This window comes from Vibrio sp. CB1-5, assembly GCF_059412285.1.
This window is the reverse complement of the sequence record NZ_JBJHPB010000028.1, coordinates 38,224-64,588: the sequence shown is the minus strand read 5'-3', so window position 1 is coordinate 64,588 and position 26,365 is coordinate 38,224. Positions and strand designations below refer to the sequence as shown.

Annotated in this window: 24 protein-coding genes and 1 pseudogene; 9 read left to right on the top strand and 16 right to left on the bottom strand. The window is 44.9% G+C overall.

Annotated elements, in window-relative coordinates:
- Positions 1 to 106: 106 nt before the first annotated feature.
- The 13 genes from ACJB0T_RS17850 to leuS all read right to left on the bottom strand — a co-directional run bounded on the left by ACJB0T_RS17850 (position 107) and on the right by leuS (position 13,109).
- A complete protein-coding gene (locus ACJB0T_RS17850) occupies positions 107 to 436 on the bottom strand; it encodes a hypothetical protein (RefSeq protein WP_222302523.1) in 330 nt (109 codons plus the stop codon).
- A gap of 191 nt (positions 437 to 627) precedes the next feature.
- Positions 628 to 1,593 carry a lipoyl synthase gene (gene lipA, locus ACJB0T_RS17845; RefSeq protein WP_446647350.1) on the bottom strand — a complete coding sequence of 322 codons (966 nt, stop codon included), beginning with the start codon at positions 1,591 to 1,593 and terminating at the stop codon, positions 628 to 630.
- 4 nt (positions 1,594 to 1,597) lie between these two features.
- Complete coding sequence (lipB, locus tag ACJB0T_RS17840; protein ID WP_479291165.1) at positions 1,598 to 2,239, bottom strand: lipoyl(octanoyl) transferase LipB; 642 nt, start codon at positions 2,237 to 2,239, stop codon at positions 1,598 to 1,600.
- Positions 2,240 to 2,414: 175 nt separating this feature from the next.
- Complete coding sequence (ybeD, locus tag ACJB0T_RS17835; protein ID WP_042496698.1) at positions 2,415 to 2,693, bottom strand: DUF493 family protein YbeD; 279 nt, start codon at positions 2,691 to 2,693, stop codon at positions 2,415 to 2,417.
- Between the two features lie 143 nt (positions 2,694 to 2,836).
- Entirely contained in the window at positions 2,837 to 4,015 is a 1,179-nt protein-coding gene (locus tag ACJB0T_RS17830; protein ID WP_479291162.1) for a serine hydrolase, read from the bottom strand.
- A gap of 99 nt (positions 4,016 to 4,114) precedes the next feature.
- Positions 4,115 to 4,918, bottom strand: coding sequence for a septal ring lytic transglycosylase RlpA family protein (locus ACJB0T_RS17825; RefSeq protein WP_479291159.1), 804 nt, complete (start codon positions 4,916 to 4,918; stop codon positions 4,115 to 4,117).
- Positions 4,918 to 6,039 carry a rod shape-determining protein RodA gene (gene rodA, locus ACJB0T_RS17820; RefSeq protein ID WP_112459640.1) on the bottom strand — a complete coding sequence of 374 codons (1,122 nt, stop codon included), beginning with the start codon at positions 6,037 to 6,039 and terminating at the stop codon, positions 4,918 to 4,920. Before rodA ends, ACJB0T_RS17825 begins: the two co-directional genes overlap by 1 nt.
- Positions 6,036 to 7,922 carry a penicillin-binding protein 2 gene (mrdA, locus tag ACJB0T_RS17815; RefSeq protein ID WP_479291157.1) on the bottom strand — a complete coding sequence of 629 codons (1,887 nt, stop codon included), beginning with the start codon at positions 7,920 to 7,922 and terminating at the stop codon, positions 6,036 to 6,038. The genes rodA and mrdA overlap by 4 nt, the downstream gene beginning before the upstream one ends.
- An 11-nt stretch (positions 7,923 to 7,933) precedes the next feature.
- Complete coding sequence (rlmH, locus tag ACJB0T_RS17810) at positions 7,934 to 8,404, bottom strand: 23S rRNA (pseudouridine(1915)-N(3))-methyltransferase RlmH (protein WP_042473711.1); 471 nt, start codon at positions 8,402 to 8,404, stop codon at positions 7,934 to 7,936.
- 4 nt (positions 8,405 to 8,408) lie between these two features.
- On the bottom strand, positions 8,409 to 8,726 hold the full coding sequence (rsfS, locus tag ACJB0T_RS17805) for a ribosome silencing factor (RefSeq protein ID WP_112480652.1): 318 nt from the start codon (positions 8,724 to 8,726) through the stop codon (positions 8,409 to 8,411).
- A gap of 71 nt (positions 8,727 to 8,797) precedes the next feature.
- Complete coding sequence (gene holA, locus ACJB0T_RS17800; RefSeq protein WP_479291153.1) at positions 8,798 to 9,817, bottom strand: DNA polymerase III subunit delta; 1,020 nt, start codon at positions 9,815 to 9,817, stop codon at positions 8,798 to 8,800.
- A gap of 13 nt (positions 9,818 to 9,830) precedes the next feature.
- Complete coding sequence (locus tag ACJB0T_RS17795; protein ID WP_353496903.1) at positions 9,831 to 10,403, bottom strand: LPS-assembly lipoprotein LptE; 573 nt, start codon at positions 10,401 to 10,403, stop codon at positions 9,831 to 9,833.
- A 132-nt stretch (positions 10,404 to 10,535) separates the two neighbouring features.
- On the bottom strand, positions 10,536 to 13,109 hold the full coding sequence (gene leuS, locus ACJB0T_RS17790; RefSeq protein WP_479291150.1) for a leucine--tRNA ligase: 2,574 nt from the start codon (positions 13,107 to 13,109) through the stop codon (positions 10,536 to 10,538).
- A gap of 114 nt (positions 13,110 to 13,223) precedes the next feature.
- Between leuS and ACJB0T_RS17785 the strand changes: the two genes are divergently transcribed.
- Positions 13,224 to 13,694: a zinc ribbon-containing protein gene (locus ACJB0T_RS17785; RefSeq protein WP_112459645.1), complete on the top strand. Its 471-nt coding sequence runs from the start codon at positions 13,224 to 13,226 to the stop codon at positions 13,692 to 13,694.
- Positions 13,695 to 13,766: 72 nt separating this feature from the next.
- Here the strand turns inward: ACJB0T_RS17785 and cysZ are convergent, their stop codons facing one another.
- Positions 13,767 to 14,504 carry a sulfate transporter CysZ gene (cysZ, locus tag ACJB0T_RS17780; RefSeq protein WP_479291147.1) on the bottom strand — a complete coding sequence of 246 codons (738 nt, stop codon included), beginning with the start codon at positions 14,502 to 14,504 and terminating at the stop codon, positions 13,767 to 13,769.
- Positions 14,505 to 14,688: 184 nt separating this feature from the next.
- Here cysZ and zipA point away from each other — a divergent pair, with 184 nt between their 5' ends.
- The 6 genes and pseudogenes from zipA to ACJB0T_RS17750 all read left to right on the top strand — a co-directional run bounded on the left by zipA (position 14,689) and on the right by ACJB0T_RS17750 (position 22,338).
- On the top strand, positions 14,689 to 15,705 hold the full coding sequence (gene zipA / locus ACJB0T_RS17775; protein ID WP_479291146.1) for a cell division protein ZipA: 1,017 nt from the start codon (positions 14,689 to 14,691) through the stop codon (positions 15,703 to 15,705).
- Between the two features lie 67 nt (positions 15,706 to 15,772).
- A complete protein-coding gene (gene ligA / locus ACJB0T_RS17770) occupies positions 15,773 to 17,776 on the top strand; it encodes an NAD-dependent DNA ligase LigA (RefSeq protein WP_479291144.1) in 2,004 nt (667 codons plus the stop codon).
- Between the two features lie 481 nt (positions 17,777 to 18,257).
- Positions 18,258 to 19,421 (top strand): porin, encoded by a 1,164-nt coding sequence (locus ACJB0T_RS17765; RefSeq protein WP_042473731.1) that lies wholly within the window; start codon positions 18,258 to 18,260, stop codon positions 19,419 to 19,421.
- A 77-nt stretch (positions 19,422 to 19,498) separates the two neighbouring features.
- On the top strand, positions 19,499 to 20,326 hold the full coding sequence (locus ACJB0T_RS17760) for a DUF2057 family protein (RefSeq protein ID WP_479291140.1): 828 nt from the start codon (positions 19,499 to 19,501) through the stop codon (positions 20,324 to 20,326).
- Positions 20,327 to 20,350: 24 nt separating this feature from the next.
- Positions 20,351 to 20,743, top strand: a complete 393-nt coding sequence (gene cueR / locus ACJB0T_RS17755) for a Cu(I)-responsive transcriptional regulator (protein WP_479291137.1) — start codon at positions 20,351 to 20,353, stop codon at positions 20,741 to 20,743.
- A 647-nt stretch (positions 20,744 to 21,390) separates the two neighbouring features.
- Positions 21,391 to 22,338 (top strand): annotated as a pseudogene (locus tag ACJB0T_RS17750) (IS30 family transposase).
- 102 nt (positions 22,339 to 22,440) lie between these two features.
- Here the strand turns inward: ACJB0T_RS17750 and ACJB0T_RS17745 are convergent.
- Positions 22,441 to 23,298 carry a TraB/GumN family protein gene (locus ACJB0T_RS17745; protein WP_479291134.1) on the bottom strand — a complete coding sequence of 286 codons (858 nt, stop codon included), beginning with the start codon at positions 23,296 to 23,298 and terminating at the stop codon, positions 22,441 to 22,443.
- Positions 23,299 to 23,994: 696 nt separating this feature from the next.
- Here ACJB0T_RS17745 and ACJB0T_RS17740 point away from each other — a divergent pair.
- On the top strand, positions 23,995 to 24,660 hold the full coding sequence (locus tag ACJB0T_RS17740; RefSeq protein ID WP_479291130.1) for an oligogalacturonate-specific porin KdgM family protein: 666 nt from the start codon (positions 23,995 to 23,997) through the stop codon (positions 24,658 to 24,660).
- Between the two features lie 357 nt (positions 24,661 to 25,017).
- Positions 25,018 to 25,761, top strand: coding sequence for an oligogalacturonate-specific porin KdgM family protein (locus tag ACJB0T_RS17735; protein ID WP_479291128.1), 744 nt, complete (start codon positions 25,018 to 25,020; stop codon positions 25,759 to 25,761).
- 93 nt (positions 25,762 to 25,854) lie between these two features.
- Here the strand turns inward: ACJB0T_RS17735 and ACJB0T_RS17730 are convergent, their stop codons facing one another.
- Complete coding sequence (locus ACJB0T_RS17730) at positions 25,855 to 26,304, bottom strand: DUF411 domain-containing protein (RefSeq protein WP_479291126.1); 450 nt, start codon at positions 26,302 to 26,304, stop codon at positions 25,855 to 25,857.
- Positions 26,305 to 26,365: the final 61 nt, after the last annotated feature.

Below are 26,365 nucleotides of genomic sequence, written 5' to 3'. Positions count from 1 at the left end.
GACACTTTGAATGGATCGTTCAACCGATCATTTAGTTGTTAACTGATCGGCATTAAGCTAAATGCTCGCTTTTTTAGTACCTGATATTTTGAGGCCGTAGTTGATCTTACTTATTGATGTTAAGCAAAGTGCCTGATTTACATCTGAATGAGTAATACTTACGACTCTCACTAAACTGGCCTAGGCCTTCGCCGTTACAGTAGTCAATGTTGATGTCACGCATGATATCCAGCGTTTTCTCGCTGTTAAGGGCAAACTTGGAACCATCCTTACATACGATGCGTACACGACCATCATCGCTGACCGAGTATAAGTTCACTTCAGTGTTACATAGCTCGAATGACGCTTCTAGATAGTTGTCTTGCTGAGTGTTTTGCGCACAGCCTGCGATCACTGTTGCCGCTAGAATCGGTAAGCCAATTTTCAATAACTTCATGCTACATCCTTGATTGGGTAAATCTTTTTCTTTAAGCCTACCTAAAAATAGCAAAAATGCGAGTATGAGATTGTCATGTTGCATACTTTTCTCAAAAAAAACACGGATTGCTTTAACAGCGAATCCGTGTTTTATGTTTCGAAAAAGGCAATGTTACTTCAAAAAAACAGTGTTATTTCAACAAAGCAATGCTATTTCACTTCTTCGCCTTTTGCTTGCAAGTCTGCATGGTAAGACGAGCGAACAAATGGACCACACGCTGCATGGGTAAAGCCAAGCTCAAGGGCGATCTCTTTTAGCTCATCAAACTCAGATGGTGGCACATAACGCTCTACCGGCAAGTGGTGACGACTTGGCGCTAGGTATTGACCAAGAGTTAGCATGGTAACGCCGTGAGCGCGAAGATCTTTGAGTACTTCAACGATCTCTTCTTTGGTTTCACCTAGACCCATCATTAAGCCAGACTTGGTCGGTACGTCAGGGTGCATTTCTTTAAATTTCTGAAGCAGTTGCAGCGACCATTTGTAGTTCGCACCTGGACGCGCTTTACGATATAGGCGAGGCGCCGTCTCTAGGTTGTGGTTAAATACGTCTGGCGGGTTATCTTTTAGTGCTTCTAGCGCTACATCCATACGTCCACGGAAATCAGGTACCAAGGTCTCGATGCGGATCTCTGGGTTAAGTGCGCGGATTTCACGGTTACAGTCTGCAAAGTGCTGAGCACCGCCATCACGTAGGTCGTCACGGTCAACAGAGGTAACGACCACGTACTTAAGCTTCATATCCTTGATAGTTTGAGCAAGCTTTTGCGGCTCACCCGCTTCAGGCGCATTTGGACGGCCATGAGCCACATCGCAGAAAGGACAACGACGAGTACAGATAGCACCTAGGATCATAAAGGTTGCTGTGCCGTGGTTAAAACACTCAGCCAAGTTAGGGCATGAGGCTTCTTCACATACCGAGTGAAGATCGTTTTTACGCATTGCAGACTTGATGTCTTGAATACGCTGGCTGTCCGCTGGCAGCTTGATCTTCATCCATTCAGGTTTACGAAGGATTTTTTTTTGCTCGGTAGGCATGTTCTTTACAGGAATCAGTGCCATCTTGTCAGCGTCACGGTACTTGACGCCTTTTTCCATTTGGATAGGTTTGCTCATCGTCTTATGCTTCTTCGCTGAATTCTACTTGCTCGTAATCAAGTATTTCTAATAGTGCTTTGATCATTTGGTCTTCGACAGTCGAGACCTCTTTTGGACCACCCAGTTGGCTCACTTGAACCATTTCCATCCCGGCATAGCCACAAGGGTTGATGCGTAGGAAAGGAGAGAGATCCATGTTTATGTTGAGTGCCAGTCCGTGGAATGAACACCCTTTGCGGATACGCAGGCCAAGGGAGCAGACTTTTTTGCCATCGACATACACTCCAGGGGCATCGGGTCGTGCCGCTGACTTAATATCATACGCGTTAAGTGTCTTGATAACGAGGTTTTCGATGTGCGTAACCAGCTCGCGAACGCCAAGCTTTTTACGACGTAAATTGATAAGAAAGTAGGCCACAAGCTGACCTGGACCATGATAGGTAACCTGTCCGCCGCGATCGCTTTGAATGACTGGGATATCACCAATGTTGAGTAGGTGCTCTTCTTTACCTGCTTGTCCCTGTGTAAAGACAGGATTGTGTTCCACTAACCAGATTTCGTCGCGTGTATCATCTGTTCGATTATCAGTGAAATCATGCATGGCTTTCCAGACCGGTTCATAGTCTTTTCTTCCAAGCTTCCTTACAACTAGCTGATTTTCCACCCGTCACCTCGCTGCTACTTAATAAAGTATTCGCATTATAAACATGTTGATGGTTTTGAACTACCAATAAATAACGAATTCTTAACTATTACATGGTGTTGGGTATTTATCTTATTGATAAATAAAAAGAAAGCAGCCCAAGCTGCTTTCAAATAAATTTTAATCTTTCAATTTATTACAGAACCATACGAACAATGTCGATGTCACCAAGTTCTTTGTAAAGGGTCTCTACCTGCTCGATTGAGGTTGCTGTAATGTTGATAGATACAGCATGGTAATTGCCCTTTGCACTTGGTTTAATGGTTGGGCTGTAGTCCCCAGGCGCGTGGCGTTGGATCACTTCCAGCACTTTTTCAGGAAGTTCTGGTTTTGCGTAACCCATCACTTTGAAGGTAAACGAGCAAGGGAACTCTAGTAGGTCTTTGAGTTTTGCATCAGAGTTGATGGTCAACATAATAGGGACTCCAAAAAATACCAATTCTTTATAACGGTGCGAATAGTAATGCCTTACGTGGACGATCTCAAGCCAATGAAAAAGTAAAGCCGCTTAAAGCGGCTTTACGATGACTCGATTACTTTGGCGTTAAACGCTAGGGCTTAGAAAAAGCTCTTGAAAAGTAATACGATGTAATCCCACAAGCGACTGAACAGGCTACCTTCTTGAACATCTTCAAGAGCAAGCAGCGGGTATTCAGCTACGTCTTCGCCTTCTAGTTGATAGTATAGCTTACCAACGACATCGCCTTTAGATATTGGTGCTTCTAGCTGCTTTTCAAGTACGAAGCTTGCTTTTAAGTTTTTCGCTTGGCCGCGTGGTAGCGTGACATAAGTGTCTTGGTTCACACCTAGCGCGACTGCGTCTTTGTCACCCATCCATACTTTCTCTTCAACGAAAGTTTCGTCTGCTTTGTGCGGGTTGACAGTTTCGAAGAAGCGGAAGCCATAGCTTAGTAGCTTTTTACTTTCTGATTTACGAGCGTTAGCGTTCTTAGTTCCCATCACAACGGCAACAAGACGCATCTTACCTTCAGTCGCTGAGCTCACTAGGCTGTAACCCGCTTTGCTCGTGTGGCCAGTTTTGATGCCATCAACGTTCATGCTCTTGTCCCAAAGTAGCCCGTTACGGTTGTATTGGGTGATGCCGTTGTAGGTGAATTTCTTCTCAGAGTAAATACGGTACTCATCTGGCACGTCTTTGATAAGCGCGCGACCCAGAAGAGCCATATCATAAGGGGTTGAGTACAGATTCGGATTGTCTAGACCGTGTACGTTAGCAAAGTGCGAGTTGGTCATGCCGATAGACTTCGCCCATGCATTCATTAGGTCAACGAATGCATCTTCTGAGCCCGCAATGTGCTCAGCCATTGCGACACAAGCATCATTACCCGATTGAATAATGATGCCTTTGTTTAGCTCTTCAACGGTGACCTTGGTGCCCACCTCGATGAACATCTTCGATGAGTCAGGGAAGTTTTTTGCCCAGGCATTCTTGCTGATGGTGACTTCATCTTGTGGTGCGATATTGCCACGCTTTAGCTCTTGGCCGATAACATAGCTGGTCATCATCTTGGTCAGACTGGCTGGGTGAAGCTGAGTATTCATTTCTTTCTCAGCGAGAACCTTACCAGAGTTGTAGTCCATCAAAACGAAGCCTTTCGCTGCGATTTGAGGTGCATCAGGCATGACAACAGGTGCCGCAGAGGCAGAAGTCGCTGCCAAAGTTACGGAAAGAGCAATAGTGGTTACAAATTTCATAGAAGATTTATTCTTATTCATTTCGAATGCGTTTGAGTAATAGTTCGTATAGTAACAGAATGTTGCCTGCAAACTAGATAGCTTACACTAAGTAACAACGGTTATTTATGTCAATGATGTTTACAGTTTTTTGACGAAAGCTGAGGGGTAGCCAATCTTTTGCACCTGCTCCAGCACGTCTTGGGTTTGCTTGTAATCTTTAAATGGACCAAGCATCAGTCGATAGTTCTTGTTTACCGGGGTAAGAAAGGTGTCGACCGATAGCTTTTCGCTTAGTTGCTTGGACAAATTGTCGATGCGATCTCTATGAGGTGAGGCAGCGACTTGAATCGTGTACTCCGGGTGTTTGCTCAGCTCATGTTGGCTGGACGGCTTTTCGACGATAATCACTTCAATCTCGACGTTAGCCGTACCGGTTTTAATCACATCTAGCTTGTTTGCAGCGGCATAACTTAGGTCGATAATACGGCCGTCATGAAAAGGACCACGGTCATTAACACGAACAATGGTCTCTTTTCCGTTATCAAGATTTTTAACTTTGACATAGCTCGGCAGGGGTAAAGTCTTATGCGCCGCCGACATTGAATACATGTCGTACACTTCGCCATTCGAGGTTAAGTGTCCATGGAACTTTTTGCCGTACCAAGATGCTTCGCCACGCTCCTTAAAGCCTGCTGGGTCTTTAATCACTGTGTAGCTTTTGCCGCGCAGACGATAACTCTTATTGCCTCCGAGACTGTATGGCTCATACTTTGGGACTGCGCCTTCAATATGATCGACAGAAATAGGCGTGTTTGGGGCAACATCGTCTTTCAGATCATAGCGGCTGTCTGATGACGACGAGCATCCAGCTAGGGCGGTCAGCCCTATAGCTAAAGCCAGCCAAGAGAGGCCCTGGCGCCATGTGTCATTCCATTTGTTCATTAGGTTGCCTTTGAGAATGCTTTCCTGTGTGTATGAATTGACATCAGAATGCCAAATCCAGCCATTAGGGTCACCATGGAGGTACCACCGTAGCTGATCAGCGGCAATGGTACACCAACTACCGGTAATATACCGCTCACCATACCAATATTTACAAAAACATAAACGAAGAAGCTAAGAACGATGCTGCCAGCCATCATTCGACCGAATGCAGTTTGAGCGGAACTGGCTAGATATAAGCCTCGTCCGATGATGAATAGGTAGAGAGTGAGTAGCAATAGAATCCCAATCATTCCCCATTCTTCCGCGATAACGGCAAAGATGAAGTCGGTATGACGCTCTGGCAAGAACTCGAGCTGTGATTGAGTGCCTTGCATCCAACCTTTGCCGGTGATCCCTCCAGAGCCGATAGCTATTTTACTTTGAATAATGTGATAACCCGCGCCCAGTGGATCCGATTCGGGGTCAAACAAAGTACGTACGCGTACTTTTTGATACTCGCGCATCAAGAAGAACCAAAGTACAGGGACAAAAGCACTTAACGCGACCACGGCACCAAAGATAATTTTCCAGCTGATACCGGCTAAAAAGATAACGAAAATCCCCGAGGCGGCGATCAAAATGGACGTACCAAGATCTGGCTGCTTAGCGATTAATATTGTCGGTACGAATACCATCACTAGCGAGATGATTAAGGTCTGAAACGTGATGGGTAGTGAACGCTTACCAATATAGCGTGCCACCATCAATGGTACCGCCAGTTTAAGAAGCTCGGAGGGCTGAAAGCGCACAAAGCCCAGATTTAGCCAGCGTTGTGCCCCTTTGGATGCTTCACCAAAGAACAATACGCCAAATAGCAGCATGACGCCCGCAAAGAACATCAAGGGAGCCAAGGTCTCGTAGGTTCTTGGCGATAACTGAGCGAGGACAACCATCACTACTAAGGCAAGCACCATGCGCATCGCTTGTCTGTCCATCATTGCCATACTTTGACCACTGGCACTGTACATCACCACTAGACCAAAACCCATAAGCGCTAGAATTCCGAGCACCAAAGGCAAGTCGATATGGAAGCGCTCGAACATTACTCGGCTTTGACCGGTGGAAGGATCAAATCTCATTCTTCTTCACTCTCTTCCTTTTCTGCCAATGCCAAATCGAACAGTTGTCGAGCGACTGGCGCACCGTTGCTAGAACCACCACCGGCGTTCTCTAGAACGACAGTGACCACGACCTCTGGGTTGTCAAACGGAGCAAAGCCAGTAAACAGTGCGTGGTCCTTCAAGTGTTCGGCGAGGTCTTCAGCATTATACTCTTCGTCTTCTGCCAAACTAAATACCTGCGCAGTACCCGATTTGCCACCACTTTGAAAAGGCATATTGGAGAACGCGCGTCGAGCTGTACCTTTAACCCCATGGTTTACTCGGCGCATACCTTCTAAAGCAATATCCCAGTAGCGCTCTTGCACACCGGTAATTGGCGGTCTTGAATCAACCTCACTTAAGGTTTGATGGTCAAAGCTGTCACCATTGTCGATGGTTGCGCGAAGTAGGTGAGGTGACAGTACTTCACCGCGATTAACCAGAACAGATGTCGCTTTGGCTATCTGCATAGGTGTCGCTGTCCAGTAGCCTTGTCCGATACCTACAGGGATCGTATCGCCTTGATACCATGGTGTGCGGTGTCTAGCCATTTTCCACTCACGTGTCGGCATGTTAGCTTTGCTCTCTTCATAGATATCAATACCTGTGTAGTCACCAAAGCCGAACATCATCATCCACTTGGACAAGCGATCAATGCCCATGTCGTAAGCAATTTGATAGTAGAAGGTATCAACCGACTCTTCGATTGCTTTTACAATATCGACCTTACCATGCCCCCAACGTAGCCAGTCACGGAATGGACGCGTTTTCGAGTTTGGAATGCGCCAGTAGCCGGGGTCGTTACGCGTTGTCTTGGTGGTAATCACGCCTTCTTGGAGCGCACCGACTGCAATAAATGGTTTAACGGTTGAGGCTGGTGGATAGATACCTAACGTCGCACGGTTCACCAGTGGACGGTTTTTGTCTTCCAGCAATGCGCGATAACCTTTGCCCGAGATACCGTTGACAAAAGCGTTTGGGTCATAACTAGGACTAGATACCATCGCTAGTACACCATTATCACTTGGGTCTAGGATAATAGCGGAGCCGCGTCGACCATCGAGCAGTTTATGAACCTTCAATTGGAGCACGATATCGAGGTTGAGGACAATGTCCTTTCCCGGTACTGGTGGGACAAATTTAAGTGTGCGAAGTACACGACCACGACTGTTTACTTCAACCTCTTGATAGCCAGCCGTGCCATGCAAAATATCTTCGTAGTAGCGTTCAATGCCTAGCTTACCAATATCGCGAGTTGCTTGATAATTCGAATCCTTCTCTTCACGAACAAGGCGGCGCATGTCACGGTCATTAATCCGAGAGACATAACCAATCACGTGAGTAAGCACGTCTCCGTAGGGATAAAAACGCTTAAGGTTCGCAGCAATCTCGACGCCCGGGAACTTATGTTGATGGACGGAAAAGATCGCGACTTGGTCTTCAGTCAATTGGGTCAGAAGCGGGATCGACTTGAAGCGACGTGTGCGCTTACGATCGCGGTTGAAAGCTTCTTCACGCTCTGGAGATATCTCTAGATATTGCCGTAGTGCCTGAATGGTCGCATCCATGTCTTTGACTTTTTCTGGCGTCACTTCTAGGTTGAAGACAGGGCGGTTTTCAGCAAGCAAGATCCCGTTACGGTCGTAAATAAGTCCGCGGTTTGGCGCGATAGGCACGACTTTGATGCGATTATCGTTCGAGCGGGTCTTGTAGTCTTGATACTGGTTGATCTGGATGTTATAGAGGTTAGCGACGAGCACTAACATCATCACAACGATACCAACAAACGCCACAATGGCGCGACTTTTAAATAGTCGCGCTTCGGCCTGATGGTCCCGTATCTGGCTGCGTTTACGTTTCATCGCTAGCTAAATTACTCTCTGTGATACGGGTGGTTAGCGGTGATTGACCATGCTCGGTATAAACTCTCCGCCATTACAATGCGTACCAGCGGATGGGGAAGAGTCAACGCAGACAACGACCAACTCTGGTCTGCAGCGGCTTTACAAGCAGGCGCTAACCCTTCAGGACCACCAATCAGGATTGAAACGTCACGGCCGTCGAGCTTCCAGCTTTCTAGCTGCTCAGCAAGTTGCGGTGTGTCCCATTTTTTACCGGGAATATCCAAAGTGACAATACGGTTGCCCTTTGGCACGGCAGCAAGCATCGCTTCACCTTCTTTTTGAAGGATGCGCGCGATGTCGGCATTTTTGCCTCGCTTACCTGCGGTTATTTCGATGAGCTCAAGTGGCATGTCGTGTGGGAAGCGGCGGCGATACTCTTGAAAGCCTTCTTCTACCCACTTCGGCATTTTGGTGCCAACGGCGATCAGTTGAAGTTTCAAACGATTAGCTCCAAAGCTTTTCTAGTTGGTATAGCTCACGGTGCTCTTCTTGCATCACGTGCAGCATGGTTGAACCCATATCAAGCACCACCCATTCACCTTCGGTACTGCCATCGATACCAAGCGGTTCAAGGCCGAGCTTTTTCACCTCTGCAGCGACATGATCCGCAATTGAAATGACGTGTCTTCTAGAAGTGCCAGTACAGACGATCATGAAGTCTGTGACGCTAGACTTACCTTCAACATCAAGGGTAACAATGTCTTGGGCCTTCATATCGTCCGCTTTATCAGCTAGAAAAAGTTTCAATTCTTCGCGTTGCAAAAGAGATTCCTCAGTATGTGTATAGTTAGGAGAGTATCGTTACTCAATCGATCAATTATTATATCACGATTTTATGGTTGCAAAGACAGGCCGTTGTCAGCACTGCTAAGGTTAAGCGAGAGTTGCTGCAAGTATGGCCAAGGGCTTTGCTCGTATTGGGTTTTCACTTGCACTTCAATGGCACTGAGCAACTGAATGTTTTGGCGCAGTTTTTCTGGTGATATTCGGTTTAGTGCCGAGCTATAGAGCGGCTTCTTATTTTGCCATACTCGAAACTGATCAAGCACCTGACCAAGTGACGATTGAGCTAACATGGCTTGCATCTTACCAAGCTGTACCAGCTCTTTTTGAATCGTACGGAGTAAAATCGTCGCTTCTACACCTTCAGCTTCAAGTTGGGTTAGCACACGGTGAGCGCGCTTTGGTTTGCCTTCCAACAGAGCATCAACCCAATGAAATACGGTGAAGTGATTGTGTCTGCTGAGTGACTCTTGAACTCGCAGCAGAGTCAATTGGCCATCAGGGTAGAGTAGGCCGAGTTTTTCAAGGCTTTGTGACAAAGCAAATAGGTTGCCTTCGTGCCATTGGCAAAGTAGTTGAACGGCTTCCCTATCAGGCATTAATTGATTTGCTCGACAGCGTCTCATGACCCATTGTGGCAACTGTTTAATATCAGGTGTGTTACAGCTAACTAGGCAGCCATTGAGTGCCTTAAACCATTTCGCAGACTCTTGCGCACGGGTGAGCTTGGTGCCTGTGATGATAAGCGCTATGTCTTCATGCAGAGTAGGCGCTAACTCCGCGAGTTGTTTGGCTATACTCGCGGTAACACCACCTTCAGGCATGGTAAGTTCAATGATCTGCTTTGACGAGAATAGACTGAGTGCTTGAGTACAGTCATATACTTCATTCCAGTCAATAGAGTTATCGACGCTAAAGCGGTGATGCTCTTCAAAGCCAAGCTGCTTAGCGTGGCGAATAACCGCATCTCTACTCTCTTGAACGAATAGTGGCTCATTACCAAACAATAAGAAGCAGTGGTGCCATTGCTTCGTTAGGTGCTCAGAAAGGCGGTCAGCAAAAATTCTCACAATCGGTTACCTATTAAGACGGTGAGTTGTCTTGCGTATTGCTATTCGATTCTTCAAGGTGTTGCTTTTCTTCAAACTCTTGAATTTCAGTTTTAAGTCTTGCCATTTGACGCATCATTTGCTGCGCAGAAAACTCGCGCATTTCATCTTCGATAAGCTTACGCTCAGCCGACTTAGCGAGCGCTGAAAGTGGGTTGTCTAGGTAGCTGCGAGTCATAGTCGCAGTAAAATCTTTTGCGCCCAGATCAGGAACGGTGACTCGATAGTTGACTTCGTACACTACTTCTTTCTCGGCAGCACGTGTGTTTTGGTACAGAGATAGAGTACGGTCGGTAATGGTTTCACCAATGATATGAATATTCGGAACATCTTTGTTTGGCGTCACTAGCTCAATTTGGCTGAGGCGCAGTTGCTCTTTTACCAAGCGAGTGATTTTGCTGTACTTATCATAACTCGTGACAGAGATAGCGGTAATGTCTTCGGGTACAGAGTACTCGCCACGTAGCTGAAATCCACATGCTGTCAGTAGAGAAGAGAGAAGAAGAATAAAACTGGCTTGTGTTAGTTTTTGTTTGAATCGAAACATAGCTACCGAAGGCTCTCGTTGAAAAGGCTTATGTAAATTTCCGAAGTAGAAACTTAAATAAGGCTTTGCTTAAAATGGACGAAAGAGCCGCAGTTGTTCGCTGCGACTCTTAGTATCATAAAGTGATGATGATTAGTTCGCTACAATATTCAGCAGCTTACCAGGTACATAGATCACTTTACGAACAGTTTTACCGTCTGTGAATTTGGTGACGTTCTCGTCGTTCAGACCAAGCTCTTCAACTTGCTCTTTAGACGCATCAGCAGGCACAGTCAGCTTAGCGCGCAGTTTGCCGTTTACTTGAACAACGATCAGCTTCTCGTCTTCGACTAGTGCTTTCTCGTCGTGTGTTGGCCATACTGCGTTGTCGACGTCCGACTCACCTAAAGCGACCCACATTTCGAATGAAATATGTGGAGTGATAGGGTAAAGCATTGCCACTACCGCTTTTAGTGCTTCATCTAGAATCGCACGGTCTTGCGCTGACTCTTGAGGCGCTTTCGCTAGCTTGTTCATCAGTTCCATGATAGCTGCAATAGCTGTATTGAACGTTTGACGACGGTCGATATCGTCCGTTACCTTCGCGATAGTCTTGTGAACGTCGCGACGAAGTGCTTTTTGGTCACCAGAAAGAGCGGCAGTATCTACTGCTTCTGCTGCGCCTTTCGATGAATGCTCATTCACCAGTTTCCAAACACGTTTTAGGAAGCGGTTAGCCCCTTCAACGCCAGACTCTTGCCACTCAAGTGTCATGTCTGCAGGTGATGCGAACATCATGAATAGACGTACTGTGTCTGCACCGTACTTGTCTACCATCTCTTGAGGGTCGATACCGTTGTTCTTTGACTTAGACATCTTAATCATGCCTGAGTGCTCAACGTCACGGCCTTGGTTGTCTTTCGCCGATGTGATGCGACCTTTACCGTCACGTTCAACAGCAACGTCAGTCGGTGCAACCCACTCTTTACCGCCTTTACCGTTCTCTACGTAGAACGCATCTGCCAGTACCATGCCTTGACACAGTAGCTGCTTGAACGGCTCATCAGAGGTTACGTAGCCCGCGTCACGAAGTAGTTTGTGGAAGAAGCGAGAGTACAGTAGGTGCATACACGCGTGCTCGATACCACCAATGTACTGGTCTACTGGTAGCCAGTAGTTTGCTTTTTCTGGGTCTAGGATGTCATCTGCTTGTGGTGAGCAGTAACGTGCGTAGTACCAAGAAGATTCCATGAACGTATCGAACGTGTCTGTTTCACGAAGAGCTGGTTCACCGTTAAATGTGGTCTTCGCCCACTCTTTGTCGGCTTTAATTGGGCTGGTTACGCCATCCATCACTACGTCTTCTGGAAGAATAACGGGCAGTTGATCCGCTGGTACTGGATGAACTTCACCATCTTCTGTTGTCACCATCGGAATAGGAGCACCCCAGTAACGCTGACGAGATACACCCCAATCGCGTAGACGGAAGTTCACAGTCTTGTGACCTTTGCCTTCTGCTTCCAGTTTCGCTGCGATGGCATCGAATGCCGCTTGGAATTCAAGACCATCGAACTCACCAGAGTTAAATAGAACGCCTTTCTCAGTATACGCTTCTTCAGAGATGTTTAGCTCGCTACCATCAGCAGGCTGAATCACAGGAAGAATGTCGAGACCGTATTTAGTCGCAAACTCAAAGTCGCGTTGGTCGTGACCAGGAACTGCCATAACCGCGCCTGTGCCGTAATCCATCAACACGAAGTTAGCCACGTAAACGGGTACTTCACGGCCGTTCAATGGGTGAACAGCAGTAAGGCCAGTCGCCATGCCTTTCTTCTCCATTGTCGCAAGCTCAGCTTCCGCCACCTTGTTGTTTTTGCACTCTTCGATGAATGCAGCAAGCTCAGGGTTGTTCTCAGCCGCGATCGCCGCTAGAGGGTGACCTGCAGCGATACCTACGTACGTCACACCCATTAGCGTGTCTGGACGCGTTGTGTAGACTTCTAGATCTTGTTGACCGTTAACCTCGAATTTAAGTTCAACACCTTCAGAGCGACCAATCCAGTTGCGCTGCATGGTTTTAACCATTTCAGGCCAACCTTCAAGGTTGTCTAGATCGTCAAGAAGCTCTTGTGCGTACTCAGTGATCTTGATGAACCACTGTGGAATTTCTTTTTGTTCAACCGGAGTGTCACAGCGCCAGCAGCAGCCATCTTCAACCTGCTCGTTTGCAAGAACAGTTTGGTCATTTGGACACCAGTTAACCGAAGAAGTCTTCTTATACACTAGGCCTTTTTGGTAAAGCTTAGTGAAGAACTCTTGCTCCCAACGGTAGTACTCAGGCGTACACGTTGCGAACTCGCGGTTCCAGTCGTAGCCAAAACCCAGCAATTTAAGCTGGTTTTTCATGTATTCGATGTTTTCGTACGTCCAAGGCGCAGGAGCCGTGTTGTTCTTAACAGCTGCGTTCTCTGCTGGTAGACCAAACGCATCCCAACCGATTGGTTGCATTACGTTTTTACCTTGCAGGCGTTGGAAACGAGATACCACATCACCGATGGTGTAGTTACGTACGTGACCCATGTGCAGTCGTCCGCTTGGGTAAGGGAACATTGACAGGCAGTAGAATTTTTCTTTATTTGGGTCTTCACTTACAACAAAGGTTTCATTGTTGTCCCAATGCTGTTGAACTTTACGTTCAATATCTTGTGGGTTGTATTGTTCTTGCATCGATGATGTCCGGTTATCTTGGAATTTGTGAGTTCTGTTACTACAGAGACTAATAGATCGTCATAGAATACCTAAAGGAAGCTCGGTCAACAATAGCCAATAACAGGGGGATGTATGCCTAAGCGTAAAACCAGTTATGAAGAAATGATCGAAGATGTGGTTGAGAACCTCAAACACAGTCCAGAAGAGTTACAGCACGTGCTTGAAAAGTCGGGACAAGTGGTGGAAGCTGCGAACGACATGACCAAGGATGAGATGGCGCTGATCTCAGCGTATGTTAAATCGGATCTTAAAGAATTTGCCGATAACTACGAAGAGAGCAAAAGCGGTCCCTTCTACCTAATGATTGCCAATTCTATTTGGCAAGGGCTATTGGACATTACTGATCGAACGAGAGTGGAATGGGTTGAGTTGTTCCAAGATTTAGAGCATCAGGGTGTATACACGTCGGGTGAGATGATTGGGCTTGGGGTATTGGTTTGTGAGCAGTGCGGTCATAAAACCGAGTATAACCATCCAACCGTGATCGGAGACTGTGCTAAATGTGGCAATCAGTCGTTTAGTCGTAAGCCATTAAAACCTTAATTGATAGAAACAAAAGCCCCAATCAAGGGGCTTTTGTTTTGTGGGAAATGTACGTAGCAGTTCACACCGTATTTAGGTGTGCTGCTGTTTAAATTCTTGCACCCACATAGCGGTCGCTCCGCATACTGAAACAGGTACGATAAACAGGTTTAAAATCGGAATAGCGGTAAATAGAGATACCAGCATTCCAAACCCATATGCCTTGCCTTGCTTTTGCTTAATAGATAAGCGCATGTCGTTGAAAGGGACTTTGTGGTTGTCAAACGGGTAGTCACAATATTGAATCGCCAACATCCAAGCGGTAAAGATAAACCATGCGAAAGGACCGATTGTTTGGCCGAGAGCTGGAATCAAGAGTAATAAGAACAGACCAATAGCTTTCGGTAGCGTGTAAAGCAGTTTGCGCCACTCGCGCGCCATAATCCTCGGCACATCTTTGACAACGCTCATCAGTCCTTCATCATTGATTTTATTACCGGTGAGCATTTCTTCTACTTTCTCTGCCAGCAATCCGTTAAACGGGGCGGCAATAAAGTTAGCCAGTGTGCTAAAAAAGTAGGAAAAGGTCGCCAGGATAGTAAGCGCTAACAAAGGCCATAGGATATAGCTGAGCCAAGATAAAAACTCAGGTAGGTAACCAAGCCAACCCTCAATCCAAGCGTTCAAGTGGGAGAATAGATAATACATCGCTGAGCCAACTAAAAGGATGTTGGCCAACAAGGGCATCAGCACATAGCGTCTTATCCCAGGCATAAAAGCGATTTGAAAACCTTGTATGAAGTAGCCAAACCCAGTGTTTGCTTTGTTCAAAATTGCTGTCCTTTATCTGGTTTTTGTATTGCTTATGATTTCGACTATAACAAAAAAGGGTTTACGAAATCACAAACTTCTTATACTTAGGTGTTCTAATCATCCATAGAGTTTTGGTAAAGTAGACAAAGTTGAAGTGTGTAAGCGCTTCTTTAAGGACTATTTTTAACTTTGAGAGCAAACAATGCAGGAATTGCGATTCGTACTCATTATTGTCGGTGCCTTAGCTATCGCGGCGCTGTTGTTTCATGGCTTGTGGTCAAGTAAAAAAGAAGGCCAAAAGAAATTCGGTGATAGGCCGCTAGGAAAGTTGGACGACAATGATAACGCTGACGATGAATACGTCGCTCCTGAAGATGATTTCGAAATCATCAGAAAAACACGCACCGAGCCTGATTTTGGACTGGATACCCAAAAGCCTGCCTATGACCCTCTAGAGTCTAGCCCTTCTGATGATGATACATTAGAGCCAGCGCATGACGCCGCGCCTAAATATGATACAAAACCAAAGTATGATGTTGAACCAAAGCACAACGAGCCTTCTCAGCAGTCAAAACAGGATGGGGAAATAGAGCCGACCTTCGCCTCTTCTCAGGAAACTGATGAACAAGAATCACTGCCATCATTCTCTGCGAGTAAAGATGCTGATGATATCGAAGCCAATGAACCTAGCATCGATTTAGACTCTTTGGACGAAAACTTAGAGCAAGAGCCACAAGCTGTAGTGAGTATTACTGACAGTGAAAAAGAGGTCAAAGAAGAGCCAAAAGAGCCTGAAATGCAGGTATTGGTTCTTAATGTCCATTGCTCTGGTGAAGTACCATTTGACGGCACCCAACTGTTTGATAGCATGCGTCAAAACGGCTTGATCTATGGCGAGATGGACATTTTTCACCGTCATACTGACCCCTCAGGCACTGGCAAAGTGCTATTTAGCGTCGCCAATATGATGCAGCCAGGTACGCTTAAACATGATGACCCTGCTACTTTTAGTACCAAGGGCATTTCATTTTTCATGACGCTGCCTTGTTTTGGCGAAGCTGACCAAAACTTCAAGCTGATGCTGCGTACCGCTCAACAGATATCTGATGATCTTGGCGGCAACGTGCTCGATGACCAACGTAATCTAATGACGCCACAGCGTTTGGATGCTTATCGTCAGCAAATTAAAGATTTTAACCGAGCGAAAGCCAGCGCTTAACCTAATAAATTCGAAGCAAAAAAAGGCTCCTTAGGAGCCTTTTTTATCAATACTATCAAGGTATAACATGTCGCAACAACGATTAAACGAACTCAAGCAACAGCTTCACTATCACGGTGTGAAGTACTATGTTGAAGACAGCCCTGAGATCCCAGACGTCGAGTACGACCGTCTAATGCAAGAGCTGATCGCAATTGAAGCCGAGCATCCTGAGTGGATAACGGTGGACTCTCCAAGTCAGCGAGTGGGTGGTTTACCGTTGGACAGCTTTAGCCAAGTTCAGCATGAAATTCCGATGCTCTCTCTCGATAACGCCTTTTCTGATGAGGACCTTGATGGTTTCAACAAGCGAATTTGCGAGCGCCTCAATCGAACCAGCATCGGTGATTACTGTTGCGAAGTGAAACTCGATGGTCTGGCGGTGAGCCTTCTTTATGAAAATGGCATTCTTGTTCAAGCGGCGACACGTGGTGATGGTACGACGGGTGAGAACATTACTGAGAATGTTCGAACCATCAGCGCAATTCCACTCAAGCTTCAGGGCGATGACATTCCTGCTCGTATCGAAGTGCGTGGCGAAGTCTTTATGCCAAAAGCGGGCTTCAACAAGCTCAATGAAATCGCTGCGAAAATGGGCGAAAAAGTCTTCGTTAATCCACGAAACGCCGCTGCGGGTAGCTTGCGCCAATTGGACTCTCGTATTACCGCTAAAAGACCGCTTAGTTTTTATGCTTACAGTCTAGGTGTTGTTGAAGGCACTGAGCTACCGGCAAGCCACTACGACCGCTTCCTGAAACTAAAGTCACTGGGTTTCCCTATGGGGCCTGAAACCAAACGAGTGAGCAGTATTGAGGAAGTGAAGCAATACCATAAAGCGATTCAAGAGAAGCGCGACGAGCTAGCGTATGAGATTGATGGTGTGGTTATCAAAGTCGACGAGATTGCGCTTCAGGAGCTGCTTGGCTTTGTCGCTCGTGCTCCGCGCTGGGCTATCGCATACAAGTTCCCAGCTCAAGAAGAGATCACTGTGCTGAACTCGGTTGACTTCCAAGTGGGTCGTACAGGCGCGATTACACCAGTGGCGAAGCTTGAGCCTGTATTTGTTGGTGGTGTAACCGTAAGCAATGCCACGCTTCACAATGCGGATGAAATTGAGCGTCTTGGCGTTAAGATCGGCGACAGTGTGGTTATTCGCCGTGCGGGTGACGTTATCCCTCAAATCGTTTCTTACGTGCCAGAGCGTCGTCCTGACGACGCCAAAGAGATTACGTTCCCAGCACACTGCCCAGTTTGTTCCTCGCTCGTTGAGCGCATCGAAGGTGAAGCTGTAGCAAGATGTACCGGCGGCCTAGTTTGCCAAGCTCAGCGTAAAGAAGCACTGAAGCACTTTGTATCTCGCAAAGCCTTGGATGTTGATGGGCTGGGTGAGAAAGTGATTGAGCAGTTAGTGGATAAAGAGATGGTGGAAACGCCAGCCGATCTGTTCCGCTTGTCAGCTGGTCAACTGACGATTTTGGAGCGTATGGGACCTAAATCGGCACAAAATGTGGTGAATGCCCTCAACGTATCTAAAGAAACCACATTGGCTTGTTTTCTTTACTCGCTGGGTATTCGAGAAGTAGGCGAAGCGACTGCGGCTAACTTGGCTGCGCACTTTAAGACACTAGAAGCAATCAGCAAAGCGACACACGAGCAGCTTATTGAAGTGCAAGACGTGGGTGAAATTGTCGCTAAGCATATTCAATTCTTCTTTAAAGCGGAATTGAATCAATCAGTGATCAGCGCGTTAATTGAAGCGGGCGTGCATTGGCCTGCTATTGAAGAGCTTGCAGAAGACACTCTTCAGCCGCTTGCCGGCAAGGTGGTGGTATTGACTGGTTCATTATCAGTACTTAACCGCAACGATGCGAAAGCAGCGCTGCAAGCCCTCGGTGCGAAAGTGACGGGCAGTGTATCTAAGAAAACAGATATTTTGTTTGCTGGTGAGAATGCGGGATCTAAACTGGCGAAGGCGCAAGAATTAGGTATTGAAATAAGAACTGAAGCTGATTTGATAGCGTTAATTAATTAAAGCTGCATTATTTGAAACTAGCCCTGCTTATAGCGGGGCTTTTTTTTGCGAGTAATATCAAATTATTCTCCCCTAGTGCAATGGTAATTTAAAAGCAAATGTCGCGATCGCTATATTTTTAATAATTTAAATAAAATAAATACCATGCGAGTCACTTCACGAAAAGTCATGGTTAAACTGCCCAAATAGCGTTGATTTATCAGTGTAAAGCATTTCATTAAAGTGCGTTTTAAAAATAAGATCTCCATCAATAACTAACCTTAAAATTTGTACTGCCTCCTATTTTTCCTACCCAAAATAAGTCTTGAATTGATATTTTTTCTCGCGAAGTTAGTCTTGTGATTATGGATACACAGAGTGTAGACAGTAACTTTAATCAGAAGTTCTGATTATAAATATAAAGGAAATAATTTGTTCTTCGGCGGCCAACTTAAGAATGAATTATGGATAACAGCTATACCCATTTTTAGGAGTTTATTCCATGGAAAAAATGTTTAAACGCACCCTACTCGGTGCAGCAGTGGCGTCAGTCGTTTCATTTGGTTCTTTTGCTGATGAAGGCGCTGGTGGTCAGGTTGGTATCAACTCGGATTTTGACGTTGAGGTTTATGGTGTTGCAGCAATTTCCGCAGTGAACTACAACACAACAGACAATAAAAGTGATAGCTCTGGCTTCGCTGTAGAAAATGAATCTCGAATTGGTTTCCGTGCGTCAGGTGATATGACAGACAGCATTCGCGTAACAATGCAGATTGAGTCTGGATATGTTGATAATACAGACTGGGCTCACGGTGGTGCTTCTGGTGGTGTGTTAGGTTTCCGTGATACATATATTGGTATGTCTGGCGATTTCGGTAACGTTCGAATTGGTCGTGTACTTACGCCACTATACGAAATTGTAGACTGGCCTTTCTCTAACCCAGGTCTTGGTTCTGTCTTTGATTGGGGTGGTATTAATGCTCACTACGATCGTCAATCAAACCAAGTACGTTACGACTCTCCTAAATTTGGTGGATTCACTTTTGCAGCTTCTGTTGGTCGTGATGACGATGATAATGGTGGCGGTAATGCAACACGTGATGCGTATTTTGCGGGAGCCAACGCGCGCTATGCATTTGAGAAACTGACATTAATGGGTGCGGTAGAGACAGGTAAGCGTCCAGGCAGCACAACGGCTGCTGAATGGAAGATTGCGCAAGAAAGTGGTACGGATGATAACGGTAATGCTTATCAACCAGGAGACAGCTACTATACCGCAGCATCTACAACAGACGACACAGACACTCTAGCGTACATCGTCGGCTTTGAAGCATCATTACCAGCAGGTTTCGGTTTAGCTGCAGCATATAAACAAGAGCAGTTGAAGCAGGGCGGTATTAAACATGATCAAGGATCTTACTCAGTTATTGGCCAATATTGGAATGGTCCAATTGGCTTTAAACTAGGCTACGCAGCGAACCTTGATTCGGAGAAAGGTGGTGTAAACCAAGATGACGCAGACCACACAATTTCAGGTCAGTTGATGGCAGTTGTTAATGGTTTTGTTCCTTATCTTCGTGTAGCTCAGCGCACAACAAATGTTGCGGACAGCACGGAAAACCGTTCAGATATCGTTACTCGCATCGGTCTTGAGTACGGTTTCTAAACCAAGTATTTTAAAAATAGTAATTTCGGAGCGTTAGCTGCTTTAAGTTAACGCTTTTTCTGTCAAAGGAGAGGAATATGTTGAGAAAAACTGTAGTTGTAATGTCGTTGTTGTTAGGAGCATGCTCTTCCCTTGATTCAGAAAGTGATTTTTCTCAGTCAGTGGAAAGCGTAAGCCACAAAGGTGATAAGATTACTGTGGTTGGAAAGAAATATAGCCCAGAGATCGATGCATCGAACGGTGGTGATATTCTTAAATCTAATGCTTTGGTTGTATTACAAGCTAGTCGAAACCCTGAAGAAAAATCAGTTACTGGTTACATGAACATGGAGGTGTCTTACTTTAAATCGTATACCGAATTTGAAAAAGCATCCTATCAAGGAAAGCTCTTTGATCTTACTGAGCTCAAACCTTCAACCAGTGTTTGTACAGAACATTGTACAGCCACCCAGTATATTAGTTTCCCGATAGACCAATCGGTATTAAACAGTGCTAATGGTGGAAACTTTAAATTTGATTTGGTCACTAATAGTGATTATAAAGTTACCTTTTTCATTGCGAACGGGTATATAAAATCTCTTAGTGATGAGCTTGCGAATCAGCGTGGCCAGACGAATGCAGTAGCGACTACTGCGGCAATAGCAGCTGCTCCTGTGATTGCAACTTCTGTGGGAGAGCCTGAAATCGAATCAGGAGCCAAATCGGTTCAGATGATTCAGTATTGGTATGATAAAGCACCTGCAGCAGAACGAGAAGAATTAGTAGATTGGGCATATCAATATCGCAAGACTGGCAGTGATGTTGCGACGTTTAAGTCTCAGCCTGCACAAATGATGCAGTATTGGTATAATGAGGCATCGCTTGAAGAGCGCCAAAAAGCTCTAGGTTGGTTGATTTCTCGTTAAATACAGAGTCTTGAGAGGGTTGAAATGAACATTAGTCAAGTGGCGAAGCTAACAGGCTTGTCATCCAAGTCGATTCGTTTTTATGAAGAACGAGATGTCATTTCAGCCCCAAAACGTGCTGAAAATGGTTACCGAATCTATTCAATGGATCAGGTTGAGGACCTAAAATTTGTATTTAACGCCAAAAAAGCTGGCTTTTCACTTGATGAATGCCGAGAGCTCTTGAAGTTGGCAAACAACTCTATGCGAACCAGTGCAGACGTAAAGAACTTTGCCACTAATAAGCTGAGTGATGTCAGAGAGCAGATTGAGACTTTGCGAAGTATTGAATCTAAGTTGCTAGAATGGGTTGAGCGCTGTCCTGGTGATGATCAGAGCGCTTGCCCAATCATAGATGGATTGAAGGAGGGGAGTTAACCCCCTCTCCTCTAGGATTCGCCTCGTTAGTATCGGGCGTGTCCATTTGCCATTTTACAGTAAAGTTGATAAGTGGTCTTTGTACTTCCGTCTGGTAATGTACACTCAACAACGCTTCCAATAACATTACCACCCGCCGAATAACTACTCGCTATGGATGGCATAGAAAACATCACAGCACAGACCATTGCTATAAATAAACGCTTCATCTTGATTCTCCATATTAGTTGTATAAAGTTTGCAAAAGCAACTTAAGTATGAAGCTAAAAGGATAAAGATCAAAAAAACTTGTGATTTTTAAAATTTTTTAAAGATAAATAAGGAGTTTGTGGTTTCTAGGTAGGGGGGGGGAAGTATCTGAATATTAATGGGTTATTAATTCGCTCATTATTGCTAATATGACTGCTTTGATAGAGCTAGTTATTGTTATCTCGTTACTTTGTTTCTAACATTATCTAACTACCAGTTAATTTAAATTATTGATTTTACAAATTATCTGTTTTTACACATTAATCGATAGCGTTAAAGATAAAACGAATGACCCCGATTTCAGATAATAAGTGCGACATTCATGGAAAAGTGTAGAAGAGGAAGCCAACTGCTGAAAGTGGTACGCTCTTCTCGCCAAAGAAACAAGCATTACTACCATGAATTATCAGCAGTTGACCGAGGGCAGAAGATACCAGATTTCTGCTCTTTTGGAACGGGGAATTTCGGTTTCTGAAATAGCTAAAACACTTCAGTGCCATCGCTCTACAGTGTACCGAGAGCTTAAACGGGGTCGCAAGGGAAGTCATTACTGCCCAGTTGAAGCTCAGATGTTGTCAATCAAAAAACGTATCTCAGCGCGTAAATACAGAATACCTCCGGAGCGTGTTGATTTTATCCGCGTCCTTTTAGAGTCAGATTGGAGTCCAGAGCAGATCTCCAATGTGTTAACTAAAGTCGGTGCCGCTGTCAGCCATGAGTGGAGCTATCGGTTTGTTGCGCAGGATAAACGCTCGGGCGGCAAGTTATACCGTCACTTGAGGCAAGGTCACAAGCGGTATCATCGCGGTAAAAAAGAGAAAGCCCCAGCGATCAAAAATGCGATTTCTATCGATGATAGACCAAGTATTGTTAACAGTAAGGAGCGATTTGGCGATTAGGAAATTGACACCGTATTAGGCAAGCACGGCACTGGCGCTATGGTGACTATTTTAGAGCGTAAAACACGGTTTTATGTAGTAAAGAAAGTGCCATCCAAGTCAGCGGATGATGTGACCAAAGCAACCATAGAGCTGCTCACGCCATACAAGGAGCATGTCCATACCATCACAGCAGATAATGGGAGGGAATTTGCGGGTCATGAAATCATCGCAAAGGAGTTGGAGGCTGATGTGTACTTTGCCCACCCTTATAGTTCTTGGGAGCGTGGAGCTAATGAAAATGCTAACGGTCTTCTGAGGCAATATGTGAAGAAAGGAACCGATCTAACAACGGTCACAGACAGCGATATTGAATTCGCTTTAACGCGGATAAATTATCGACCGAAAAAGTGTTTAGACTTCAAGCAACCAGCGATTGTTATTAAAGAAATGGTATTGGCTGCTTGATATTGGCGAGTGTCGCACTTCGCAGTTGAATTCGGACTAAAAAACAGTATTTCCTTTGATAGCGACAGATTTAATCGAAGATATTGTCTTAAAAATAAGACGCTATGCATGTGGTTTGATACTGCAGTATGCAGTTTCGGAATGACTTATTTGTTTAATTGAGAATTCTTTCTTCTCTAATAATGCCACTACACTCTCCTTTCCAACTAAATGCAGCGCCCCAACAGCAATGAAAAAAGTACCGTTCTGATAGCCATGTGATGTCGTTAAGTTCTTAACCCAGTCTTGATTTCTATCGACAAGAAATCGTTGGTAAAAGTCATCGTTTTCACTATCGATTTGTAACATTGCTTCAAGGTTGGTGATATCCCCACTGAGCCATGACCTCATCAAACATTGAATGTTGTTTTCGGTATAAGGCCATGCATCAATTGTTTGCAGCAGCATTTGCTTACCGCCTTTTGGCTGTTCGGCAAGTAAATTGATCTGAAATTGTAGGGATTCAAACCCTTTTATCGGTAAAGAATGATGCTGTGCCCAGTGACTGAGCTGACGTTCAACGCCAAATTCTGAGTGCAATTCGAGCTCTGAAAACACATGTTGTTGCAATACTAGCGCTGCTTGCCATGAGGGGAGAGTTTTTAGCATGTCGAGACTCAGTTGGGTTTGTGAGGCAATGCTATTGAGTTGTTCAAGCTCGCTGCTCGTTAGTACATCTCTGACGGGATGAGCAATACGGCTGGGAAAATGGATGTTGCCACCGAGTTTGGCTTCTAAAACCAGAGCATCACTCTTCTTTAGTGCATTTTCTACCTGCGGTGTTATGGCTTGCAGAGACCTTGAACCCACGTGAACAGTGCCAAATAGGTATAGAGTTTGAGTGCCCTTTTGAGCTTGAAACAATAATGGTTCAGCGAGTACACCAAAAGAATGTAACGAAATCAGCAATGTAGAAAACATCAAAACTAGTTTTCGTAGTCTAAAAGCTGACCAAATGAACTGCGAGACGACTAGCATTTTTAGGCTCAATGAAAATAAGGGGTAACCAAAGAATATCAAGTGCTTTGGATATGGGGAAGAAGTTCTAAAACATGCAGCAATAAAAGCATCATCTTACATGACAAAATGGATGCAAGAGCGTTTAAAAACTTAAACTATTCACGGTTGAATCTTAGTGGTTGCTCGATTGCTTTTGACACGACGGTAGCCGGCTTTGTTACCTCTTAGCCGACTAAGTCTGGTATTTATTACTTATACTTTGACGTGAATTAAGTGGTATTGCCCGTTAAAAAACAGCGTTGTTTTTTCTAAAATACATCACCAAGATCACAGTTTTAGCGTCTATTGTTAGGCTGACACCTACAATTTTCTGCCATTCTAACTACGAATTGTATATAAGTAGGACTTTTTTCGTGATGGCGATCTGGTTACATCGCTTTACAAAAATAGATATTGGTTTTTGTTTTGATTTAAGCTGTTGTTTTGGTTGGTTTTATATTTTATTTGGTTTGTTATTGGTGATAAGGATCACTAAAGGGCGCTTATTATTTGTTGGTGCGAATTAAATGTCGTTATATTGTGCTCAAGCCAAAACGGCAATGTAACAAGACGACAACATAAGTCGCCCACATACAATTAATTAAAGGTGTTCTAACCATGAAAAAAGTTCTCGCTCTTACCGCTCTAGCAGTAGCATCAACAAGCGCATTCGCAGGTTCTTCTTACGTAACAGGTAACGTTCAATTCCATGACTCTTACCTACAAGGCGCAAAACAAACTTCTACACTAGAAGCGGGTCATACTTTTGATTCAAACACGACTCTTTTGGTTGAAATCGATGCAATCCCTCTAGGTGATGTGCGCGATGCAGATCGCCCGCTACCATTCACTACTCTGGGTGCTGAGCAAGTGTTCAACATCAATGACAACTTCTGGGTAGCAGCCGGTTACCACCACCTAATTCAAGCGGGTGAAACTTTCCAGTACCGTCCACTTATCAAAATCGGTTACAACTTCGATAACGGTATCTCTCTGAGCAACCGTACTCGTCACCACATCCAAGCAGATGACGTACGTGGCGGTGTAAAAACTAACGACGAAACACGTCTAGATAACAAAATCGCTTACTCTTTCCAAGATCAGCCTCTAGCGGTTAGCTACAACAACATTTACGTAATTAAGCAAGGCGATGCTGACAACTCTATGGACCACGAGCTTCGTGCAACTTGGACACGTAGCGGTGTTCAACCATACATCGAGTACCGTAATCAAGCTAACAACGAAAACAACGCGTTGGTATTTGGTGCATCTTACGGATTCTAAGTCGTAATTTGACCCTATTGATTCAGGCTCCCAAATTGGGAGCCTTTTTTGTATTTTATAAGTGCGTAAAAAATACTAATGTTTGATGTTTACTATTTTAATGAGAAATTACTTTAATTGATGTGGTGTTTGTTTGAGCAGAGTGTGGTCGTAAAATGACACGTTAGGTCTTAACAGTGTCAACTTTAAATAAAACCTTAACGTTGACCTGACGTTTAAAGCCGTATTTGGCTTCTTTGTAGTTAACTGTATGATTTTTAATGTTTTATGTTTACATCTTCCTTACATTGTAAGTATTTGCCCTACTGTTGGTCGTGCCGCACAATCGCTGCAAATTTCTAATAGGAAGCTAGATAAATGCGCGCCACTATTGCCGTCTGCTCTTTACTTTTTTCAATAGCAGCAAGTGCTGCTTCCTCGTATATCGAGGGCAACATCCAATTCAACAGTACCTATCTCTATGAATCAAAGACCACCGCTAAAATGGAAGCGGGTCACACGTTTGATACCGATACAACAGTACGCTTTAAGATTGAAGATATTCCAATCGGTCAAACGCCACACAGTCACCATCATCACCATGACAATGTCTATTACGGTCACTCAGCACGTGCACCTCTGACGACGTTGGGGATTGAGCAAAAGTTTCAAATGTCGAAAAATTTTTGGCTAGGAGCTGGGTACGAGCATTTGATGCAACTTGGTGAGACGATGCAGTATCGACCATTGTTTAAGATTGGTTATGATTTTGATGAGGGAGTATCTCTCAGTCACCGTACACGTGTGGAAGCCTATGCGCAGCATGACCGTTTGGGCTATAAGCCAGACATCGATTATCGCTTTGACAACAAGATCGCATACCAACTGAAATCACATCCTATTAAATTACACTATAACAATGTGATTCATATGGGCGGCGCTTACTACCCATATTACAACTATCGCGATAATGCGATGGATCATGAGTTTAGGCTCACGCTCACGAAATACGCGTTTCAGCCGTATTTTGAATACAAAAGCCAAGGGCACTTTAGAACGCCTTACTACCCACGTGGTACCGCAAACTCGGCGTTTGTTGTCGGTGGTAGCTACCATTTCTAACGCATTGCTCTAGACGGCTTGTTAAACCTTGGAGTCGTTCAATCTGAAAATGGCCCAATGTAAAAGCGCCCACGGTAACGTGGGCGCTTTTGACTACATGTTATGCGAGCGGTAAGAAAAAACCTGCCCTTTTTCATTGTAAGCATAGACATGGTAAGGGTCTTTTTGATCGCCATACTCCATACCTGGTGAGCCTACTGGCATGCCAGGTACTGCTAGCCCTTTCGCGCCTTTAGGTGGGTTGTCTAAAAATGCTTTGATATCGTCTGCTGGAATGTGGCCTTCAAATACGTAGTCACCAATCACCGCGGTGTGACACGAAGCGAGCTCTGGTGTTACCCCTAACTTTTGCTTAATCGGGTTCATGTTTTTGTGGTCTTCTACAGTAACGGTAAAACCCGTGTCTTCCATGTGAGTCACCCAGTCCTTACAGCAGCCGCAGTAAGGCGATTTGTAGGTCAGTACGTTGGTCGCAAACGCCGAACCAGTGAATACGGCCAGTGATAGTGTGGCCAGTTTTACCATTCGTTTAGTGGTCGACATAATTCTTCCTTTTAAGTAATTATTCTTAGAAACAATGAGTTGCTATGTTATTAATGTCGCT

Coding starts and splice junctions, on each gene's coding strand:
- ACJB0T_RS17850 (WP_222302523.1), bottom strand. CDS start 436: ATGAAGTTATTGAAAATTGGCTTACCGATTCTAGCGGCAACAGTGATC.
- lipA (WP_446647350.1), bottom strand. CDS start 1,593: ATGAGCAAACCTATCCAAATGGAAAAAGGCGTCAAGTACCGTGACGCT.
- ybeD (WP_042496698.1), bottom strand. CDS start 2,693: ATGTTGACCATCAACTCTGATGCAAAACTCAAAGACCTACTAGAGTTC.
- ACJB0T_RS17830 (WP_479291162.1), bottom strand. CDS start 4,015: ATGAATAAGAATAAATCTTCTATGAAATTTGTAACCACTATTGCTCTT.
- ACJB0T_RS17825 (WP_479291159.1), bottom strand. CDS start 4,918: ATGAACAAATGGAATGACACATGGCGCCAGGGCCTCTCTTGGCTGGCT.
- rodA (WP_112459640.1), bottom strand. CDS start 6,039: ATGAGATTTGATCCTTCCACCGGTCAAAGCCGAGTAATGTTCGAGCGC.
- mrdA (WP_479291157.1), bottom strand. CDS start 7,922: ATGAAACGTAAACGCAGCCAGATACGGGACCATCAGGCCGAAGCGCGA.
- ACJB0T_RS17795 (WP_353496903.1), bottom strand. CDS start 10,403: ATGTTTCGATTCAAACAAAAACTAACACAAGCCAGTTTTATTCTTCTT.
- leuS (WP_479291150.1), bottom strand. CDS start 13,109: ATGCAAGAACAATACAACCCACAAGATATTGAACGTAAAGTTCAACAG.
- ACJB0T_RS17785 (WP_112459645.1), top strand. CDS start 13,224: ATGCCTAAGCGTAAAACCAGTTATGAAGAAATGATCGAAGATGTGGTT.
- zipA (WP_479291146.1), top strand. CDS start 14,689: ATGCAGGAATTGCGATTCGTACTCATTATTGTCGGTGCCTTAGCTATC.
- ligA (WP_479291144.1), top strand. CDS start 15,773: ATGTCGCAACAACGATTAAACGAACTCAAGCAACAGCTTCACTATCAC.
- ACJB0T_RS17765 (WP_042473731.1), top strand. CDS start 18,258: ATGGAAAAAATGTTTAAACGCACCCTACTCGGTGCAGCAGTGGCGTCA.
- ACJB0T_RS17760 (WP_479291140.1), top strand. CDS start 19,499: ATGTTGAGAAAAACTGTAGTTGTAATGTCGTTGTTGTTAGGAGCATGC.
- cueR (WP_479291137.1), top strand. CDS start 20,351: ATGAACATTAGTCAAGTGGCGAAGCTAACAGGCTTGTCATCCAAGTCG.
- ACJB0T_RS17745 (WP_479291134.1), bottom strand. CDS start 23,298: ATGTTTTCTACATTGCTGATTTCGTTACATTCTTTTGGTGTACTCGCT.
- ACJB0T_RS17740 (WP_479291130.1), top strand. CDS start 23,995: ATGAAAAAAGTTCTCGCTCTTACCGCTCTAGCAGTAGCATCAACAAGC.
- ACJB0T_RS17735 (WP_479291128.1), top strand. CDS start 25,018: ATGCGCGCCACTATTGCCGTCTGCTCTTTACTTTTTTCAATAGCAGCA.
- ACJB0T_RS17730 (WP_479291126.1), bottom strand. CDS start 26,304: ATGTCGACCACTAAACGAATGGTAAAACTGGCCACACTATCACTGGCC.